Raw genomic sequence first — 17,268 nt, forward strand, 5'->3', positions numbered from 1 at the left:
CCGGGCGTCCGGGAACTGTGCCGATATCGTCATCAAAACGATCCAGCCGCTTCAAGACGCCCATCGCGTGCGTTTCTAGGATAGGCGGCATGAAAACCATCGACATCATCGACTCGCATACGGGCGGCGAACCGACGCGCCTCGTGATCGCGGGCGGCCCGGATCTGGGCTACGGCACACTCGCGCAACGGCTCGACACGTTCCGCACGCGCTTCGACGACTGGCGCCGCGCCATCGTCACCGAACCGCGCGGCTCGGACGTGATGGTCGGCGCGCTCCTGTGCGAGCCGGACGACGCTTCCGCCGCGGCGGGCGTCATCTTCTTCAATAACGTCGGCTATCTCGGCATGTGCGGGCACGGCACGATCGGGCTGGTCGCGTCGCTCGCCCATGCGGGAAAAATAGCGGCGGGGCGGCATCGGATCGATACGCCCGTCGGTCCCGTCGATGCCACGCTCAACGCAAACGGCAGCGTCAGCGTGCGCAACGTGCCGGCGTACCGGCACCGGCGCGCGGTGACGGTCGATGTATCCGGCCACGGCCCGCTCACCGGCGACGTCGCGTGGGGCGGCAACTGGTTCTTTCTCGTCGCGGATCACGGCCGCGAACTCGTGCGCGCGCACATCGCCGGATTGACCGCGTTCGCCGAGGCCATCCGCGACGCCTTGCACGCGCAGGGCATCACCGGCGCGGAGGGCGCGTATATCGACCATATCGAGCTGTTCGCGGATTCGCCCGTCGCGGGCGTGGACAGCCGCAATTTCGTGCTGTGTCCGGGCAGCGCCTACGATCGCTCGCCGTGCGGCACCGGCACCAGCGCCAAACTCGCGTGCCTCGCGGCCGACGACGCCCTCGCGCCGGGCGAAATCTGGCGGCAGGAAAGCATCATCGGCAGCGTGTTCGAAGGCAGCTATGCGATCGACGGCGACGCGCTCGTCCCGACCATCACCGGCTACGCGCACATCATGGGCGAAGGGCGTCTCGTCTTCGACGAGCGCGATCCGTTCATCAAAGGGCTATGACGGCTGACGTGATCGTCGTAGGCGGCGGGATCGTCGGGGCGGCGTGCGCGGCGGAACTCGCGCAGCGCGGCCTGACGGTCGAAGTGCTGGAAGCGCGCGGCATCGGCGGCGGCGCGACGGCGGCGGGCATGGGCCACATCGTCGTGATGAACGATTCGCCCGCCGAGTTCGCGCTGGCGCGTGCTTCGCGCGAACTGTGGCTCGCGCTCGGCGCCCAACTGCGCGAGCGCGAGGCGTTTTCGCGCTGCGGCACGCTCTGGATCGCCGAAGACGACGAAGAACTCGACGCCGCCCGCGCCATGCGCGACGCATTCGCGGCGGCGGGCGTGCGCGCGCACATGCTCGATCGCGCCGCGCTGCGCGAAGCGGAGCCGGCGGTGAGCCACGCGATGCAAGGCGGCTTGCTGATCGACGACGACGCCATCGTGTACGCGCCCGCCGCGGCGCAATGGCTCCTCACATGCTCGACGCGCATCCGTGTGTCGACCGGCTGCGCGGTTCGCGCCGTCGACGCCGACGGCACGCACGCGCGCGTCACGCTCGCGAACGGCGATCGGCGCACGGCGGCGCATGTCGTCGTCGCGAACGGGCTGATGGCGACGGATCTGATCGCCGGCGCGCCGCTCGAAGCGAAGAAGGGACATTTGCTCATCACCGATCGCTATCCGGGCACGATCCGTCATCAGGTGCTGGAACTCGGCTACATCAAGAGCGCGCATCACGCGCGCGGCACGTCGGTCGCGTTCAATGCGCAGCCGCGCCCGACGGGGCAGGTGCTGATCGGCTCGTCGCGCCAGTTCGGCACGCTCGATCCGGCTGTCGAAATCGACGTGCTCGCCGCCATGCTCGAGCGCGCGACGCGCTATCTGCCGGGCATCGGCGGGCTCAACGCGATCCGCGCATGGACCGGTTTTCGCGCCGCGACGCCCGACGGCCTGCCGCTGATCGGCCCCGCGCGTTTCCCCGGCGACCGGCTGTGGCTCGCGACGGGCCACGAAGGGCTCGGCGTGACGACGTCGCTCGGCACCGCGAAGCTCATCGCCGCGCAGATGCTGGGCGAGCCGCTTCCGTTCGATATGCCCGACACGCACGCTTTCTCTCCGCAACGATTCGCCCGGGAGCACGCCGATGGATGACTGCGTGCGCGTCATCATCGACGGCGAGCCGCTCGCCGTGCCCGCATTCACGACGGTCGCGGCCGCCATCGTGATGCGCGGCGCCGGCGGCACGCGCCGTTCCGTCACCGGCGAGCCGCGCGCCGCGTTCTGCGGCATGGGCGTGTGCCACGAATGCCGTGTGACGGTCGATGGCCGCGCGCACGTGCTCGGCTGTCAGACATTGTGCCGCGACGGACTCTCGATCGAGACGATGCGATGAATGTCGAACACATCGATATCGCGATCGTCGGCGCGGGGCCGGCGGGGCTCACGGCGGCGCGAATCGCGGCGCGGGCGGGCGTACGCGTCGCGCTCATCGACGACAATCCGCGCCCCGGCGGCCAGATCTGGCGGCAAGGGCCGACGCTCGCGCCCGCCGCGCCGCTTCACCAATGGCTCGATGAAACGCGCGCTTGCGCGAACCTCATCGTCGCGAACGGAACGAAGGTCGCCGCCGCGCCGGGCGAGCAGCGGCTTCTGATCGAACGCGACGGCGCGCCGCTCGTGCTCGCGTACTCGAAGCTCATCCTCGCGACCGGCGCGCGCGAGCGCCTGCTTCCCTTCGACGGCTGGACCTTGCCCGGCGTGACGGGCGCGGGCGGTCTGCAGGCGCTCGTCAAGGGCGGGATGCCGGTGCGCGGCGAGCGCATCGTCGTCGCGGGCAGCGGGCCGCTTCTGCTCGCCGCCGCCGATACGGCGCGCCGTCACGGTGCGCGTGTCGTCGCGGTGGCCGAACAGGCACCGCCGGCGCGCGTTGCACGGTTCGTCGCGTCGCTGGCGCTGACGCCCGGCAAGCTGGCTCAGGCCGTCAGGCTCGGGGTTGCGTGCTATCGGACGGGCAGTGTCGTCGTGAAGGCGCACGGAAGCGCGTGCGTGGAGGCGGTCACGATTCGCTCGCGCGGGCGCGAGGAAACGCTCGAAGCGGATCGCGTCGCGTGCGGCTACGGGCTCGTGCCGAACGCGACGCTGGCGCTCGCACTCGGCTGCTCGACCGACGAACGCGACGGCTCGATCCACGTCGACGATGCGCAGCGCACGTCGCGGGAACACGTCTTGGCGGCGGGCGAATGCACGGGCATCGGCGGGATGGAACTGGCGCGCGTCGAAGGCGCGATCGCGGCGCATGCGGCGCTCGGCATCGCCGCCGATGCGCGTCTCGTGCGCGAGCGCGATCGCTGGCGCGCATTCGCCCGGCGCGTGGCGCACGCGTTCGAACTCGGCGCCGACGCGCGCGCGACGCCGTCGCCGGACACCGTGTTGTGCCGCTGCGAAGATGTGTCGATCGGAGAAGTCGCCGCGCACGCGAACTGGCGCGACGCGAAGCTGCAAACGCGTTGCGGCATGGGGCCGTGCCAGGGGCGCATCTGCGGCGAGGCGGCGGCCGTGTATTTCGGATGGCCGCGCACGGCGGCGCGTCCGCCGTTCACGCCGGTGCGCATCGATACGTTGATCGCCGCACGCGAGAGCGCCGAAACGCCCGTTTCATAGTGGGGCCAGCGCGAATTTCGTCCGCGCGTGCGCGCTCCTATAATCGGTTGCCTGACCATTCCGGACGCAACCTTCCTTACGCATGACGAGCACGACTGGCCTCATGATGAACACCGCGCCGATCGCACAACCGCCGGCGTCGACGCTCTCCGACATGCTCGCGCATTTCGCGTTGCTTGCGCCGGTATTCGACGCGATGCCCGACATCGTGTTCTTCGTGAAGGATCGCGAGGCGCGCTACGCGATGGTCAACCGCACGCTCGCGCGCCGCTGCGGCCACAAGGACGACAAATCGGCGCTGCTCGGCAAGACCGCGGAAGACGTGTTCCCGAGGCGCTTCGGGCGCATCTACACGGCGCAGGATCAGGCGATCATCGCGCAGGGACATCAACTGATCGATCAGCTCGAATTGCATCTGTATCCGGGACGCGAGCCCGGCTGGTGCATGACCTGCAAGCAGCCGCTGCACGACACGCAGGGAAATATCGTCGGGCTCGCGGGAATTTCGCGCGACTTGCAGGCCGCCGAAGGAACGCACCCCGCCTACAGCCGGCTTGCGGCGGTCGTGCAGCACATCCAGGAAAACTATGTGCAGCCGCTCAACATGCGGCAGCTCGCGCAGATGGCGAACATGTCGATCGCGCAACTGGAGCGCTATTTTCACAAGGTCTTCCATTTGACGCCGCGTCAGGTGCTGCTGAAGACGCGGCTCGATGCGGCCACCGCGCTGCTCGTCTCCAACGGAAAGGTCACCGATGTCGCCGCGCTGTGCGGATACACCGATCACAGCGCCTTTACGCGCCAGTTCAAGGCGACGGTTGGGCTCACGCCGAGCGAATATCGGGCGCTGTTGCAGGCGAGTTCGTCGAGTGCTTCTCGCCCTGATTCCGGGCGGGCAGCAAACGTCTGACGGGAAATCGGGGCACGCTTCGCGCCGAAATTACACGGTCGTGCGTTCAGGCCGAACCGCCAATCGGCCGAACGGCCCGCGCGATGCGGGTTTCGCGCGATTGCGCGCAAGTCGGTCCGGATTTTGCTCGATTACGCTCGCTGCGGCCGGGCAAACCTGCATCGGCGCCGCTCAAAACCGCGAGGCGTTCCGCACCGGCGCACACGCGACATAAATAACGGTGCGTTCGGAATTCCCGCCGCGTTTTCGGGTCAATCAATGCGCGCAACAGCGTGCGCGGCGGCGAGAGGATGGAGACCGTCGCGAGAATTCCGTTTTTTGGCAGCAGAAAAGAACATCATGAACGAAGTGGCAAGACTGGGGCATATGCGGATCGTCCTGATCGAGGACGATCCCGAGAGCAGGGCATCGCTGCAGATGTTGCTGGAAGAAGAAGGAGCCGACGTAATCGCGGTGGCCGACGCCGAAGACGGCGCGCAAGCCGCGATCGAGCATCTTCCGGATGCGGTGATCTGCGATCTCGACCTACCCGAGATGGATGGTTTCTATCTCATCCAGCGTTTGCGGGATCACGAAATACGCGGCAACCTGCCGCCGTCCGTGGCGATCGCGCTGACGGGACATGACGGCGACGAATACCGATTGCGCAGTATCGGCGAAGGGTTTCAGCACTTCATGACGAAGCCGGTGCATCCGGACGAACTCGTCGCGCTGATACAGGACGCGGTCGGGGCGCGCGTGGTGACGTGAAGCACCGAGGGCCGCCGTTCGCGGGCGGCCCGGACTTTTACGACCGGTCGCGATTGCGCGCCCGCGTAGCGCCCGTAATGATCGCGATGCCCAGCATGATGACGGCGACGATCATGATCGTATGCTGCGAGACATGCATCGCGACGAGCGCCCACGATACCCCTCCGATCAAAATCAGCCAGCCAACAAGGTAAATGATCAGCGTCATCGACTTCTCCTTTTTCGTTGTGTGCTAGAAATCGTTGCGTGGCCTTCATGAAAGGGCCTTATCCTTTCGACGCCCGGGCGCGCATAAGTTCACCGGATGCAAGGGGCGTACCGCGGGCGGCATCGTCGAACAAAACTACTAGAGCCAGAGCATGCTGACCGTCCATCATTTGAATAATTCCCGCTCCCAGCGCGTCCTGTGGATGCTGGAAGAACTCGGCGTCGAATACGAACTGAAGCGCTATCAGCGCGACCCGCACACGATGCTCGCGCCGCCCGAATTGCGCGCGGTGCATCCGCTCGGCAAATCGCCGGTCGTGACCGACGACGGTCTGACGCTCGCGGAGTCGGGCGCGATCATCGAATATCTCGTCGATCGTTACGGCGAAGGCCGATTCTCGCCGCCGCCGGGAACGTCGCCCGAACGCGTGCGCTACAACTACTGGATGCACTACGCGGAAGGCTCGGCGATGCCGCCGCTCCTGCTCAAGCTCGTCGCGCGGCGGCTGGAGAGCGCGAAGATGCCGTTCTTCGCGAAGCCGATCGCGCGGCGCATCGCGCAGACGATGCAAAGCAGTTTCATCGATCCGCAACTGCGGCTGCACTTCGGCTATATCGAAGGCGAGCTCGCGAAGTCGCCGTGGTTCGCGGGCGAGACCTTCACCGCCGCCGATGTGCAGATGAGCTTTCCGCTCGAAGCCGGCAGCGCGCGCGCCGGCGCGAAGTCGATGCCGCATATCCGCGCGTTTCTCGAACGTATTCACGCGCGGCCGGCCTTCCAGCGCGCGCTCGAACGCGGCGGCCGGTACGACTACGCAAGCTAGCCATTCGGCCGACTGCCGGTATGGGAAATGCGTTGCGTACAATGACTCGCACGCAACCACTCAGCCCAAAGGCGACGCATGGCCCGAATCGTTCCCGACGACTGGAAAAATCTCGAAGCGACCGGCGCGGCGGCGCGCGAACTCGAAACGCTCGCGCTGCTCGAAAAGCTGCCCGACGACTACACGGTGTATCACGGCGTTCACTGGACTCGCGTCAACGAAGGTTTTTCCGTGTTCGGCGAGGCGGATTTCGTGGTCGTCGCGCCGTCGGGGCGCGTGCTGATGATCGAACAAAAGGCGGGTTTTCTGCGCGAGACCGGTCAGGGCCTCGTGAAGGTTTATTTGCAGAAGGAACGCAACGTCGCCATCCAGCTCGCGCGCACGCTCGAAAACCTGCACCGGCGCTTCACGGCGGCGTTCGGCGCGGGCACGTACCGGATCGAGGAACTGCTGTATTGCCCCGACTACACGGTGAAGAACGCGGCGATTGCGGGCGTCGCGCCCGCGCGCATCGTCGATGCGAGCCGCAAGTCGCAGCTTGCGCGCGTCGTGCTGGAAATTCTGCCGCCCGACGAGTCTCGCTTCGAATCGGCGGCGCGCATTCATCACTTTCTCGCCGATGAACTCTCGCTCACGCCCGACACCAACGCGCTCGTCGGCGCGGCGAACACGCTCGTCACGCGGCTGTCGGGCGGGCTCGCGACGTGGGCGCGCCGGCTCGAATTCGAGCCGTTTCGCCTGCGCGTGATCGCAACCGCCGGCGCGGGCAAGACGCAGCTCGCCGTGCGCGTGATGCGCGACGCGCTCGCGCAAGGCAAGAGCGTGCTCTACGTGTGCTTCAACCGGCCGCTCGCCGATCATATCCGCGCCATCGCGCCGAAAGAGGCGAGGATCGCGAACTACCATCAGTTGAGCGCGTCCGTCGCGCGCGATGCCGGCAGCCCGCCCGATTTCACTCAGCCGAACGTCTTCGCCACGCTCGAAGAGCGCTTCGCCGCCGTGCCCGTGCCGGAACAGTGGAAGACGGACGTGCTGATCGTCGATGAAGGCCAGGACTTTCAGGCGGCGTGGGTCGAAGCGCTCGAACGTCTGCTCAATCCCGACGGCGCATGGTGGTGGCTCGAAGACCCGATGCAGAACCTCTATCTGCGCGAGCCGGTGCCGCTGCCGGGCTGGACCATCCTGCGCGAGACCACGAACTACCGCAGCCCGCGAGATCTGCTGGGCTTCATCCGCAAGATCGTCGGGCCGGATGTGCGTCTCGACGCGGGCAGTCCCTTCGACGGCTCGGACGTCAGCGTGTCGACCTATGAGGACGGGCATCCCGAGGAGATCATCGAGGCGACCAAGCGTGCGATCACGCATGCGCTCTCGCTCGGTTTTCGCAAGCAGGATATCGCGGTGCTGTCGTTCCGGGGGCGCGAGGGCTCGGCGCTCACCGGCGTCGATCATCTCGGTCCGCACAGGCTGCGCGCGTTCACCGGCACGTATGACCTCTTCGGGAACCCGGAGTATCGCGAGGGCGACGTGCTGCTCGAATCGATCTATCGCTTCAAGGGGCAATCCGCGCCGTGCGTGATCCTGACCGAAGTCGATTTCGAGGCGCTCGACGAGCAGGCCGCGCGCAAGATCTTCGTCGGCGCGACCCGGGCGACGATGAAGCTGATCGTGGTCGCATCCGAACGCGCGGCCCAAGCCATCGACGCGCTGCCGTAACGAATGGCCGTCATCAGCACCGAACCGTCCCTGCGCGCGCCCGCCGCGCGTCCGTGGTTCCGCCGTCTCTGGTATGCGGCGCTGATCGCGCTCGCGGTCGCGCCGCCGATCGGCGCGGTCGGCTACATGCTGTATTCGGGCCTCATTGCGCGCGAGACGCACAGGCTCGTCGTGCCTTACGACGTTTACTGGGACGCCGCGCAGTTCCAGATCGGCTATGAGCGCTTCGAGAATCAGGTGCTGCTTTACCGCAACGGCATCGACGAGGACGGGGAGGCCGTGCGCGCGAGTTATCGGCTGCTGCGCGCGCGGCTCAGGCAGGTGTCGGAATCGGCGGGATTGTCGGACGAACACGAAGCGCTGCTGAATCGGCAGCGCGAAATCCTGCGGCAGTTGGACACCGCGCTGGATTCCATCCAGTTGGACGTCGAAGGGCTCCAGGCCGGGCCTGCGCACACCTTGCGCGTGATCGGCGTGCTGCGTCAGAACGCGCCGGCCGTCGCGGAACTGGCGAGCGGGCGCCGGCTCATGGACGCGGCCGAGCGCGAGGCGATCGTGCGCGACTTCGAGGCGAAGCGTCGCTATCTGATCTACGGCGGCATCCTGCTCGGTCTGCTGTCGGCGGCGGCGACGGCGTTGCTGCTGCTGAACGGCTATCGGCGCACGCGCCTGATCGAGCAGCAGCGCGCGGCGCTCGCGGCCGAGCATCAGGCAACCCGCGCGGCGCGCGAGGCGGGCGTCGCGAAGGACACGTTTCTCGGCATGATCAGCCACGAGTTGCGCACGCCGCTGCACGCGATCGTCTCGTCGGTCGAATTGCTCGGGCTCAATACGCGCGGCGACGCCGACCGCAAGATCATGCAGCGTCTGGAAGCGGGCGCGCGTCATCTCGAAGCGCAGATGCGCGATCTGACCGATTACGCGCGGCTCGGCGCGGGCAAGCTCGAACTGCGCATGACGGTGTTCGATCCGGCGGAACTGCTCGATTCGATCGTCGATGCCAACACGCCCGCCGCGACCGCAAAGGGACTGGAATTGCGCGGCGACTACGCGGGCGAGCGCGAGCCGATCGAATCCGATCCGCATCGCGTGCGGCAGATCGTGACGAATCTCGTGACCAACGCAATCAAGTACACCGAGGCGGGTTCCATCGACGTGCATTTCGCGCGCACGGACGAGCGGCTCGATATTTCCGTGATCGATACGGGCCCAGGCATATCCCGCGAGCAGTTGCCGCTCATTTTTCAGGAATTCACGCAACTCGATTCATCGAGCACGCGGCGTTTCGACGGCGCGGGAATGGGGCTCGCGGTCGTGCGCGGGCTTGTCGAACTGCTCGGCGGGAAGATCGAGGTGTCGAGCGAAGTGGGGCAAGGCGCCGCGTTTCGCGTGAGTGTGCCGGCGGCTTCGGCGGACCGGCTGCCCGGCGCCGAGCAGGAGGTCGATGCGCCCGAGTTGCGCAAATCGCGCGTGCTCGTGATCGACGACCACGAATCGATCCGCGATTCGCTGATCGAGATGCTCACGCATCTGGGTTATTACGCCGTCGCGTTGCCCGACGTCGACAGCGCGCTCGCCTGGCTGCGCGCCAACGACGCCGACGTGATCCTCGCGGACCTGCACATGCCCGGCAAGGACGGCTACTCGTTCGCCAACGAGTACCGCGCGCGCAGTGCGCCGGGGGCGAGCGTGCCGATCATCGCGGTGAGCGCGTACGCGCCCGAACTGGTGGACCCGAGCGCGGCGGTGCTGTTCTTCGACTACCTGTTGAAACCGGTGCGCTACGAAGTGCTGAAGGGCGCGGTGCACCGCGCGGTGACCGTGCGGCGGCGCGTTGCGTGAGCGTCGCCGCTAGCTGCGCATCAGCCGTTTGGAAAGATCCGCGACGAGAATGCCGAGCCGCGCGGGTTTTTCGAAACACGTCACGTTGTAGTCGCGGATAACCTGGCTGATCTCCGATTCGCTCGCCTTGCCCGTGGTCAGCTCGCCCGTGAGCACGAATACCGGCGCGTCCGGATTGTCCGACGCCCGCACCGCGCGAATCGCCTCCGCCGACGTATGCATGCCGAACAGCCAGTCCATCACGACGGCATCGAACACCTGGGTCTGGAGCGCTTCGAAGAACGCGTCGAGGCCGTAGAAGGCCATCGCCGTGAAGCCGGTGGCTTCCAGATAGTCGTGGAGGTTGTCGGCGGAAGCGTGGTCGTCGTCCACCACGGCGATGACCGGCTTGTCGGTGTCGGGCCGGCGCGGCTGGATTTCGATCTTGTGGACGTCGAAGGCTTCGTGCAGCAGCACGCCCTCGTGCTTCGCGACGATCCAGCGATTGTTGAGCTTCTGCGCGATGAAATCCGGGCGGCTGCCCGCTTCGAGCGCGCTGCCGACCCACGCCATGCAGGGAATTTCCATCGAGCCGAGTTTGAGCACGGCGTCGTGCGCGGTGCCTTCGGTTTCGTCGGGGCGCGTGTTGATCGAATCGAAGAGCTTGAGCGCGGGTTCGTCGAAGGCATCGGCGACGCGGCGGATCTGCGCGAGCGTCCACGGGCTGTTGCCACGCAGCTTGCGATGGCCCTGCGAAAAGCTCAGGTCGAGAATGCGGCACAACTCGGCGGTTTGCTGCCGCTTCCCGATGCCATGACGGCCCATCAGCTCGCGTACGCGCTCCGCGACGGCGAGGGATTCCGAAGAAGACGTTTCAGTGACCATACGGCCAGTCGGATGCGTGAAAGTGGGACTGCGCGGAGTGTGGTTCGGCGCGGGCCGGACGGCCCTTCGCAGTCGATCCGACATTGTAAACGGCGCGGGTCCGCGTGCTCAAAATGCCTCGGCGGACCGCTTGCAACACATTGATGTTATTGAAAAACCAGTTGCGGACGCCGTTCGCTGGCGCGCACTTCGTCACGCCAGCGCCGATTCCGGCATCGAAGCAGAGGGCATTTCGTCGAGCAGAGTCGAAAGCTGATTTCGCGCGTCGGCTGCGCCGAATTCGCGCAAGGTCGCGAGCAAGGTGCGCCACGGCGCGGGCCAGCGGGTTTCGCGCACGCAATGGCCGCTGGCGTCGGTGATGCGCAGGAGCGTGCTGTCGGGGAAGTAAGTCAGGGTGACGGGCATTCCGTCGAGTACACAGGTCGTGGTGCAGGCTTTCGAAGTGAACATGCTTTTTTAGGTCGAGTGATCGTCACGATTGACGGCCGGTGGCTTTAGCAACCGGCGTTCCCGGCGCGATCCCGGCGGCGTCAATCGGACAATCCTGCAACACAGTTGGCGATTGTTGAACGGAGTATTGTCGTTTTTCACGACAATTGACGCCTTTATCGACGATAAACTCAACGCATTGTTGAATCGGAGTTTTATCGTGGTCGTTGCTGCTCTCTTGATCGGTCCCGTAGGTGTCGCGGCGCTTTTTGCATTCGCTCATTTCGCGGACAGGCATTTCAAGGATTCGCCTGTCCGATCGGGCAAGCCCTATCGGGACAACTCTCTGCGTTGAGCCGGGGCGGTTCAGGCGGCGATCCGCTTTTGCTATCGAACGATCGCCCTTTCGAATTGTTGCGCTATTGGCGCGGGACTATAGTGCCTCTCACGGCATGTCCACCCATAGCGACGAACAACGAAAGGAGACGAATCCATGAACCGTATCGACCTGGCCGACCGCGTCGTGATCATCACGGGCGGGGCGCGAGGCATCGGCCTTGCGGTGGCGGAACGCGCGCTGGAATCGGGCGCGGATGTATCGCTCTGGGATCTCGACGGCGAACGCCTCGCGCGCACCAGCGCGGAACTCTCGGCGAAGTACAGGGAGCGCAAGGTCAGTGAAGCCGTCGTCGAACTGACCGATGAATCGTCCGTCGATGCCGCCGCGAAAAAGACCTTCGCCACGCACGGCCGGATCGACGTGCTCGTCAACAACGCGGGCATCACCGGCGGCAACGGCACGACCTGGGAACTCGCGCCCGACGTGTGGCGCCGGGTGATCGACGTCAACCTCATCGGGCCGTATCTGACGTGCCGCGCCGTTGTGCCGCACATGCTGAAGGCGGGCTACGGGCGCATCGTCAATATCGCGTCGATTGCGGGCAAGGAAGGCAATCCGAACGCGTCGCACTACAGCGCGTCGAAGGCCGGGCTGATCGGGCTCACGAAGTCGCTCGGCAAGGAACTGGCGGGCAAGAACATCCTCGTGAACGCCGTGACGCCCGCCGCAGCCAAGACTGAAATCTTCGATTCGATGTCGCAGCAGCACATCGATTACATGCTCTCCAAAATCCCGATGAACCGCTTCCTGATGCCGCAGGAAGCCGCGTCGCTGATTCTGTGGCTCTCGTCCGAAGACTGCGCGTTCAGCACCGGCGCGGTGTTCGATCTGTCGGGCGGACGCGCGACTTACTGATTGCGCCTTCGGGAGAATCGCGATGAATCAGTCCGCTTCCGCGGAAGGCGCCGTCACGTCCCGCGTGATGCGCAGGCTGCTGCCGTTTCTGCTGCTCATGTACGTGCTCGCGTTTCTGGATCGCGCGAATATCGGTTTCGCGCAAAAGGCGCTGCAGCAGGACACCGGTTTGACGAATGCCGCGTTCGCGTTCGGCGCGGGCGTGTTCTTCGTCGGCTATGCGATTTTCGAGGTGCCGAGCAATCTGCTCTTGCATCGCGTCGGCGCGAAGCTGTGGATGTGCCGCATCATGGTGACGTGGGGCCTCGTCTCGGCGGCGATGGCCTTCGCGCACAACGCCACCACGTTCTACACGCTGCGCTTTCTGCTCGGCGTGGCGGAGGCGGGTTTCTTTCCGGGCATCGTCTATTACCTGACGCGCTGGTTTCCGCAATCGTCGCGGGCGCGCGCGCTCGGCGTGTTCTATTTCGGCGCGCCGCTCGCGTTCATCTTCGGCGCGCCGTTGTCCGGCCTGCTGCTCGATCTGCACGGCGCGCTCGGCTTCAAGGGCTGGCAATGGCTCTTTCTCGTGGAAGGGCTGCTTGCGTCGATCGTCGGCGTGTGGGCGTTCTGGTATCTCGACGACCATCCCGCAAAAGCCCGATGGCTCACGCAAGACCAACGCGCGCTGCTCGTCGCCCGTCTCGATGAAGACGCGCGCTCGGCGTCGTTGCACGGCCCGCGAAGCGTGCTCGCGTCGCTCGTCGATCCCCGCGTGCTCGTGCTGTGCTGCGTGTATTTCCTGATTCAGGCCGCCGTGTACGGTGTCGTTTTTTACCTGCCGCAACAGGTGTCGGCGCTGCTGGGCGCCAAAGTGGGCTTTCGCGTCGGGCTCGTGACGGCGCTTCCGTGGATCGCCGCCGTGATCGTCACGTGGATCGTGCCGCGTTACGCCGATCGCACCGGAAGGCATCGCTCGTGCGCGGCGGCGCTGCTCGTGCTGTCGGGCATCGCGATCGCCGTATCGGGGCTCGCGGGGTCGCCCGTGGTCTCGATCATCGCGCTGTGTTGCGCGGCGAGCGGCTTCATCGCGGCACAACCGCTTTTCTGGACCTTTCCGACGCGCTATCTCACGGGCGCGGCCGCCGCGGCCGGCATCGCGCTCATCAATTCGCTCGGCGGACTCGGCGGCTTTTTCGCGCCGATGGCCCGCACCGCCGCCGAAGCCGCGTTCCACTCGACGAGCGCCGGGCTCATGGTGCTGGCGGGCGCGAGCGTGCTCGCGGCGCTCATCATCGTCGCGCTGGTGCGCGTGCCGGTACGTCGACCGGAATGTCAACCGATTACGCACGGCGAAACCGCCGACGCATCCTGAACCGAGACGGAGACAACGACATGTCCATGCCGACCATCAAGCACGTGCGCGCCTTCACCGTTCGCGGCGGCGGCGCCGACTATCACGACCAGGGCGCCGATCACTGGATCGACGATCACATCGCCACGCCGATGGCCCGCTATCCCGAATATCGCCAGAGCCGTCAGTCGTTCGGGCTGAACGTGCTGGGCTCGCTCGTCGTCGAGATCGAGGCGAGCGACGGCACCGTCGGCTTCGCGGTGACGACGGGCGGCGAAATCGGCGCGTTCATCGTCGAAAAGCATCTGGCGCGCTTTCTCGAAGGGCAGCGCGTGACGGACATCGAAAAGATGTGGGATCAGATGTACAACGCGACGCTCTACTACGGGCGCAAGGGCATTGTCCTCAACGCGATTTCCGGCGTCGATCTCGCGCTGTGGGATCTGCTCGCGAAGGTGCGCAAGGAACCGGTTTTTCAACTGCTCGGCGGTCCGGTGCGCGAAGAGTTGCAGTTCTACGCGACCGGCGCGCGCCCCGATCTCGCGAAGGAAATGGGCTTTATCGGCGGGAAGATGCCCTTGCAGCACGGCCCGGCCGAAGGCGAGGAAGGACTCGCGAAAAACATCGCGAAGCTCGCGGACATGCGCGCGAAAGTCGGCGACGATTTCTGGCTAATGTTCGATTGCTGGATGAGCCTCGACCTCAACTACGCGAAGCGCCTCGCGAACGCGGCGCGCGAGCACGGCCTGAAGTGGATCGAGGAAGCGCTGCCGCCCGACGACTACTGGGGCTATGCCGAACTGCGCCGTGCGGTGCCGGCGGGCATGATGGTCACGACGGGCGAGCACGAAGCGACGCGCTGGGGCTTTCGCATGCTGTTCGAGATGGGCTGCGCGGATCTCGTGCAGCCGGATGTGGGCTGGTGCGGCGGCATCACGGAACTCATCAAGATTTCGGCGCTCGCGGACGCGCACAACGTGCTCGTCGTGCCGCACGGGTCGTCGGTGTACAGCTATCACTTCGTCGTGACGCGCCACAACTCGCCGTTCGCCGAGTTTCTGATGATGGCGCCCAAGGCCGATCAGGTCGTGCCGATGTTCACGCCTCTGCTGCTCGACGAACCCGTGCCGGTGAACGGCCGCATGAAGGTGCCGGAGACGCCGGGCTTCGGCGTGCGGCTGAATCCGGAGTGCGCGCTGACGCGGCCTTACACACATTGAAGGGGCATCGCATGTTGCTAGAGAACAAGGTCGTCGTGGTGACGGGCGGTTCGCGCGGCATCGGCCGGGCAATCGCGCTCGCGAGCGCGCGCGAAGGCGCCGACGTCGCGATCAACTACTGGCGTGACAACGACCGGTCTTACGGAAAGGCATCGGCGGTGGAATCGATCGTCGGCGAGATCGAGGCGCTCGGGCGGCGTGCGATCGCCGTCGAGGGAAACGTGGCCGAGCGCGACACGGGCACCGAACTGATCGGACGCACGGTCGAAGCGTTCGGCCGCGTCGATGTGTTGTCGAGCAACGCGGGCATCTGCCCGTTTCATGCGTTTCTCGACATGCCCGCTTCCGTCTACGAATCCACGGTCGCGGTGAACCTGAACGGCGCGTTCTACGTGACGCAGGCCGCAGCCAACCAGATGAAGGCGCAGGGCGCGGGCGGCGCGATCGTCGCGACGAGTTCGATCAGCGCGCTCGTCGGCGGCGGCATGCAGACGCACTACACGCCGACCAAGGCGGGCGTCCACTCGCTGATGCAATCCTGCGCGATCGCGCTCGGGCCGTATGGCATCCGTTGCAATTCGGTGATGCCCGGCACCATCGCGACGGATCTGAACGCCGACGATCTGTCGGACGAGGACAAGCGCGCGTATATGGAAAAGCGCATTCCGCTAGGACGCTTGGGCGAACCCGACGACGTGGCGCAGTGCGTCGTTTTCCTCGCTTCGGATCGGGCGCGCTATGTGACGGGCGCGTCGCTGCTGGTGGACGGCGGGCTCTTCGTCAATCTTCAATAGCGCGACACCGCCGAGTACTTGCGCAAGAGCGCGATGAAGTATTCGGCGGGCTCGCTGAGCGTTTCGAACTTGCGGCGCAGCAATCCGAAACCCGACAGGCTCTTGCCGATTTCGATGGGCAACTCGATCAGCAATTGCGCCCGCAGATAGTCGCGCACGACGGATTCCGGCAGCATCGCGACGGCTTCGCTGTTTTGCAGCAGTTGCAGCGTCGCGAAGATCGACGCGCATTCGACGATGTCGGCGGGCGTCGTGAGGCCGGCGCGGGCGAGCTCGTCTTCGAAGAGTCCGCGCGCGGGACTCGTGATCGGCTGAAGAATCCACGGCCAGCCGACAAGTGTGGCGAGCGTAAGTCCGGTTTTGGCGGCAAGCGGATGCCCCGCGCGCACGACGAGCCGCATTGCTTCGCGTGCGAGCGGCTCGAAGTCGAAATCGTTGTGCTGCAGGGGCGTCGTTAAACGTCCGAGCGCGAGATCGACTTCGCGGCGATGCAGCAATTGCACGACCTGATCGCTCGTCTCGCCGAGAATGCGCACGTTCAGGAGCGGCCGCTCGGATTTCAGTTCGGTGACGGCCATCGCGAGCACATCGGGCGCGGCGCCCATGATCGCGCCGACGGTGAGCTGGCCGTGACCGCCGCGGCGCTTGGCGTCGAGATCGTCGGCGAAGCGCGTCAGGTCCGCCAGCGAGCGGCGCGCGTAGGCGAGCGCGGCGGTGCCGAGCGGCGTCGGCTGCATGCCGCGGGCATTGCGCTCGAAGAGCAGAAACCCGAACGCTTCTTCGATATCCGCAAGCATGCGGCTTGCGCTCGGCTGCGCGACGTTGATCGACTCGGCGGCCTGATGCAGATTGCGCGCGTCGTCGAGCGCAACCAGAAGCGCAAGGTGCTTGAACTTCAGCCGATTGACGAGTGCATTCGGCGACACACTTTGGGACACGTTCTGAATCATTCGACAGTCCCCTTTGAACCGCGCGATCATAGGGCGCAGCGATACGTTTTTGCGATCGGCCAATCCTGCATTCGGATTGTCGTGTTATCGGTCGGCGAATTATAGTCGCAGCACAACGAGTCCCGGACACAGGGATTCAACCAATCAGAAGAAGGCGGCCGCCATGGAGACAGTGGCATTTCGCATGACCCTGAAGCCGGGCATGCGCGAGGAATACGAGAAGCGCCATCGCGAGATCTGGCCGGAACTGGCCGACGCGTTGCGCGACGCGGGCATCCGCGATTACCGCATCTTTCTCGACGAATCGACCGGGCATCTCTTCGCCATACATCAGCGCACGGACACGCACACGACGAACGCGTTGCCGGCGCTGCCCATCATGCGCAAGTGGTGGGACTACATGGCCGAGCTGATGGAAACGCAGGCGGACAACTCGCCCGTCGTGACGCCGCTCGTGCCGGTCTTTCATCTTCCCTGAAACCTTCGCAGCCTTCGCGAGGAGCGCAC

At 65.8% G+C, this 17,268-nt stretch carries 19 protein-coding genes; 14 read left to right on the plus strand and 5 right to left on the minus strand.

Annotated elements, in window-relative coordinates; translation table 11 throughout:
• The first annotated feature begins 80 nt into the window (after positions 1-80).
• From NOV72_RS01825 to NOV72_RS01850, 6 genes are all read left to right on the plus strand, one after another.
• Positions 81-1,022 (plus strand): 4-hydroxyproline epimerase, encoded by a 942-nt coding sequence (locus tag NOV72_RS01825; protein WP_106853234.1) that lies wholly within the window; start codon positions 81-83, stop codon positions 1,020-1,022.
• Positions 1,019-2,158, plus strand: a complete 1,140-nt coding sequence (locus NOV72_RS01830) for an NAD(P)/FAD-dependent oxidoreductase (protein WP_106852857.1) — start codon at positions 1,019-1,021, stop codon at positions 2,156-2,158. The genes NOV72_RS01825 and NOV72_RS01830 overlap by 4 nt, the downstream gene beginning before the upstream one ends.
• Positions 2,151-2,399 carry a 2Fe-2S iron-sulfur cluster-binding protein gene (locus NOV72_RS01835; RefSeq protein WP_106852858.1) on the plus strand — a complete coding sequence of 83 codons (249 nt, stop codon included), beginning with the start codon at positions 2,151-2,153 and terminating at the stop codon, positions 2,397-2,399. The genes NOV72_RS01830 and NOV72_RS01835 overlap by 8 nt, the downstream gene beginning before the upstream one ends.
• Positions 2,396-3,667, plus strand: coding sequence for an NAD(P)/FAD-dependent oxidoreductase (locus NOV72_RS01840; RefSeq protein WP_106852859.1), 1,272 nt, complete (start codon positions 2,396-2,398; stop codon positions 3,665-3,667). The genes NOV72_RS01835 and NOV72_RS01840 overlap by 4 nt, the downstream gene beginning before the upstream one ends.
• Before the next feature lie 106 nt (positions 3,668-3,773).
• Positions 3,774-4,577 (plus strand): AraC family transcriptional regulator, encoded by an 804-nt coding sequence (locus NOV72_RS01845; protein WP_106853235.1) that lies wholly within the window; start codon positions 3,774-3,776, stop codon positions 4,575-4,577.
• Between the two features lie 339 nt (positions 4,578-4,916).
• Positions 4,917-5,327, plus strand: coding sequence for a response regulator (locus NOV72_RS01850; RefSeq protein WP_245932853.1), 411 nt, complete (start codon positions 4,917-4,919; stop codon positions 5,325-5,327).
• Positions 5,328-5,364: 37 nt separating this feature from the next.
• On the opposite strand, the gene NOV72_RS32145 is transcribed toward NOV72_RS01850, so the two are convergent.
• Positions 5,365-5,535, minus strand: a complete 171-nt coding sequence (locus NOV72_RS32145; RefSeq protein ID WP_181290794.1) for a hypothetical protein — start codon at positions 5,533-5,535, stop codon at positions 5,365-5,367.
• Positions 5,536-5,686: 151 nt separating this feature from the next.
• Here NOV72_RS32145 and NOV72_RS01855 point away from each other — a divergent pair, with 151 nt between their 5' ends.
• From NOV72_RS01855 to NOV72_RS01865, 3 genes are all read left to right on the plus strand, one after another.
• Entirely contained in the window at positions 5,687-6,358 is a 672-nt protein-coding gene (locus tag NOV72_RS01855) for a glutathione S-transferase family protein (protein ID WP_106852861.1), read from the plus strand.
• 78 nt (positions 6,359-6,436) lie between these two features.
• A complete protein-coding gene (locus NOV72_RS01860) occupies positions 6,437-8,074 on the plus strand; it encodes an ATP-binding domain-containing protein (RefSeq protein WP_106852862.1) in 1,638 nt (545 codons plus the stop codon).
• Positions 8,075-8,077: 3 nt separating this feature from the next.
• The gene (locus NOV72_RS01865; RefSeq protein WP_106852863.1) at positions 8,078-9,916 is read left to right on the plus strand and encodes an ATP-binding response regulator; all 1,839 of its coding nucleotides are present in this window, start codon (positions 8,078-8,080) and stop codon (positions 9,914-9,916) included.
• 9 nt (positions 9,917-9,925) lie between these two features.
• Here NOV72_RS01865 and NOV72_RS01870 read toward each other — a convergent pair whose 3' ends face one another.
• From NOV72_RS01870 to NOV72_RS31805, 3 genes are all read right to left on the minus strand, one after another.
• On the minus strand, positions 9,926-10,780 hold the full coding sequence (locus NOV72_RS01870; protein WP_106852864.1) for a helix-turn-helix domain-containing protein: 855 nt from the start codon (positions 10,778-10,780) through the stop codon (positions 9,926-9,928).
• Between the two features lie 192 nt (positions 10,781-10,972).
• On the minus strand, positions 10,973-11,230 hold the full coding sequence (locus NOV72_RS01875; RefSeq protein WP_245932854.1) for a hypothetical protein: 258 nt from the start codon (positions 11,228-11,230) through the stop codon (positions 10,973-10,975).
• 22 nt (positions 11,231-11,252) lie between these two features.
• Positions 11,253-11,507, minus strand: coding sequence for a hypothetical protein (locus NOV72_RS31805; RefSeq protein ID WP_146149935.1), 255 nt, complete (start codon positions 11,505-11,507; stop codon positions 11,253-11,255).
• A 195-nt stretch (positions 11,508-11,702) separates the two neighbouring features.
• Here NOV72_RS31805 and NOV72_RS01885 point away from each other — a divergent pair, with 195 nt between their 5' ends.
• Genes NOV72_RS01885 through lra1 form a run of 4 tightly spaced genes read left to right on the plus strand, consistent with a single transcriptional unit; the run spans position 11,703 to position 15,811 of the window.
• Entirely contained in the window at positions 11,703-12,464 is a 762-nt protein-coding gene (locus NOV72_RS01885; RefSeq protein WP_106852867.1) for an SDR family NAD(P)-dependent oxidoreductase, read from the plus strand.
• A gap of 22 nt (positions 12,465-12,486) precedes the next feature.
• On the plus strand, positions 12,487-13,818 hold the full coding sequence (locus NOV72_RS01890; protein ID WP_106852868.1) for an MFS transporter: 1,332 nt from the start codon (positions 12,487-12,489) through the stop codon (positions 13,816-13,818).
• 20 nt (positions 13,819-13,838) lie between these two features.
• Positions 13,839-15,017: an L-rhamnonate dehydratase gene (gene rhmD / locus NOV72_RS01895; RefSeq protein ID WP_106852869.1), complete on the plus strand. Its 1,179-nt coding sequence runs from the start codon at positions 13,839-13,841 to the stop codon at positions 15,015-15,017.
• An 11-nt stretch (positions 15,018-15,028) separates the two neighbouring features.
• Positions 15,029-15,811, plus strand: a complete 783-nt coding sequence (gene lra1 / locus NOV72_RS01900; protein ID WP_106852870.1) for an L-rhamnose 1-dehydrogenase Lra1 — start codon at positions 15,029-15,031, stop codon at positions 15,809-15,811.
• Here the strand turns inward: lra1 and NOV72_RS01905 are convergent.
• On the minus strand, positions 15,805-16,761 hold the full coding sequence (locus tag NOV72_RS01905; protein WP_425428697.1) for a LysR family transcriptional regulator: 957 nt from the start codon (positions 16,759-16,761) through the stop codon (positions 15,805-15,807). The genes lra1 and NOV72_RS01905 overlap by 7 nt on opposite strands.
• Before the next feature lie 163 nt (positions 16,762-16,924).
• On the opposite strand from NOV72_RS01905, the gene rhaM reads away from it, so the two are divergent.
• A complete protein-coding gene (gene rhaM, locus NOV72_RS01910; protein ID WP_106852871.1) occupies positions 16,925-17,239 on the plus strand; it encodes an L-rhamnose mutarotase in 315 nt (104 codons plus the stop codon).
• Positions 17,240-17,268 lie beyond the last annotated feature (29 nt).

Origin of the sequence: Caballeronia novacaledonica, assembly GCF_900258035.1 — a bacterium.
Taxonomy (GTDB): Bacteria; Pseudomonadota; Gammaproteobacteria; order Burkholderiales; family Burkholderiaceae; genus Caballeronia; species Caballeronia novacaledonica.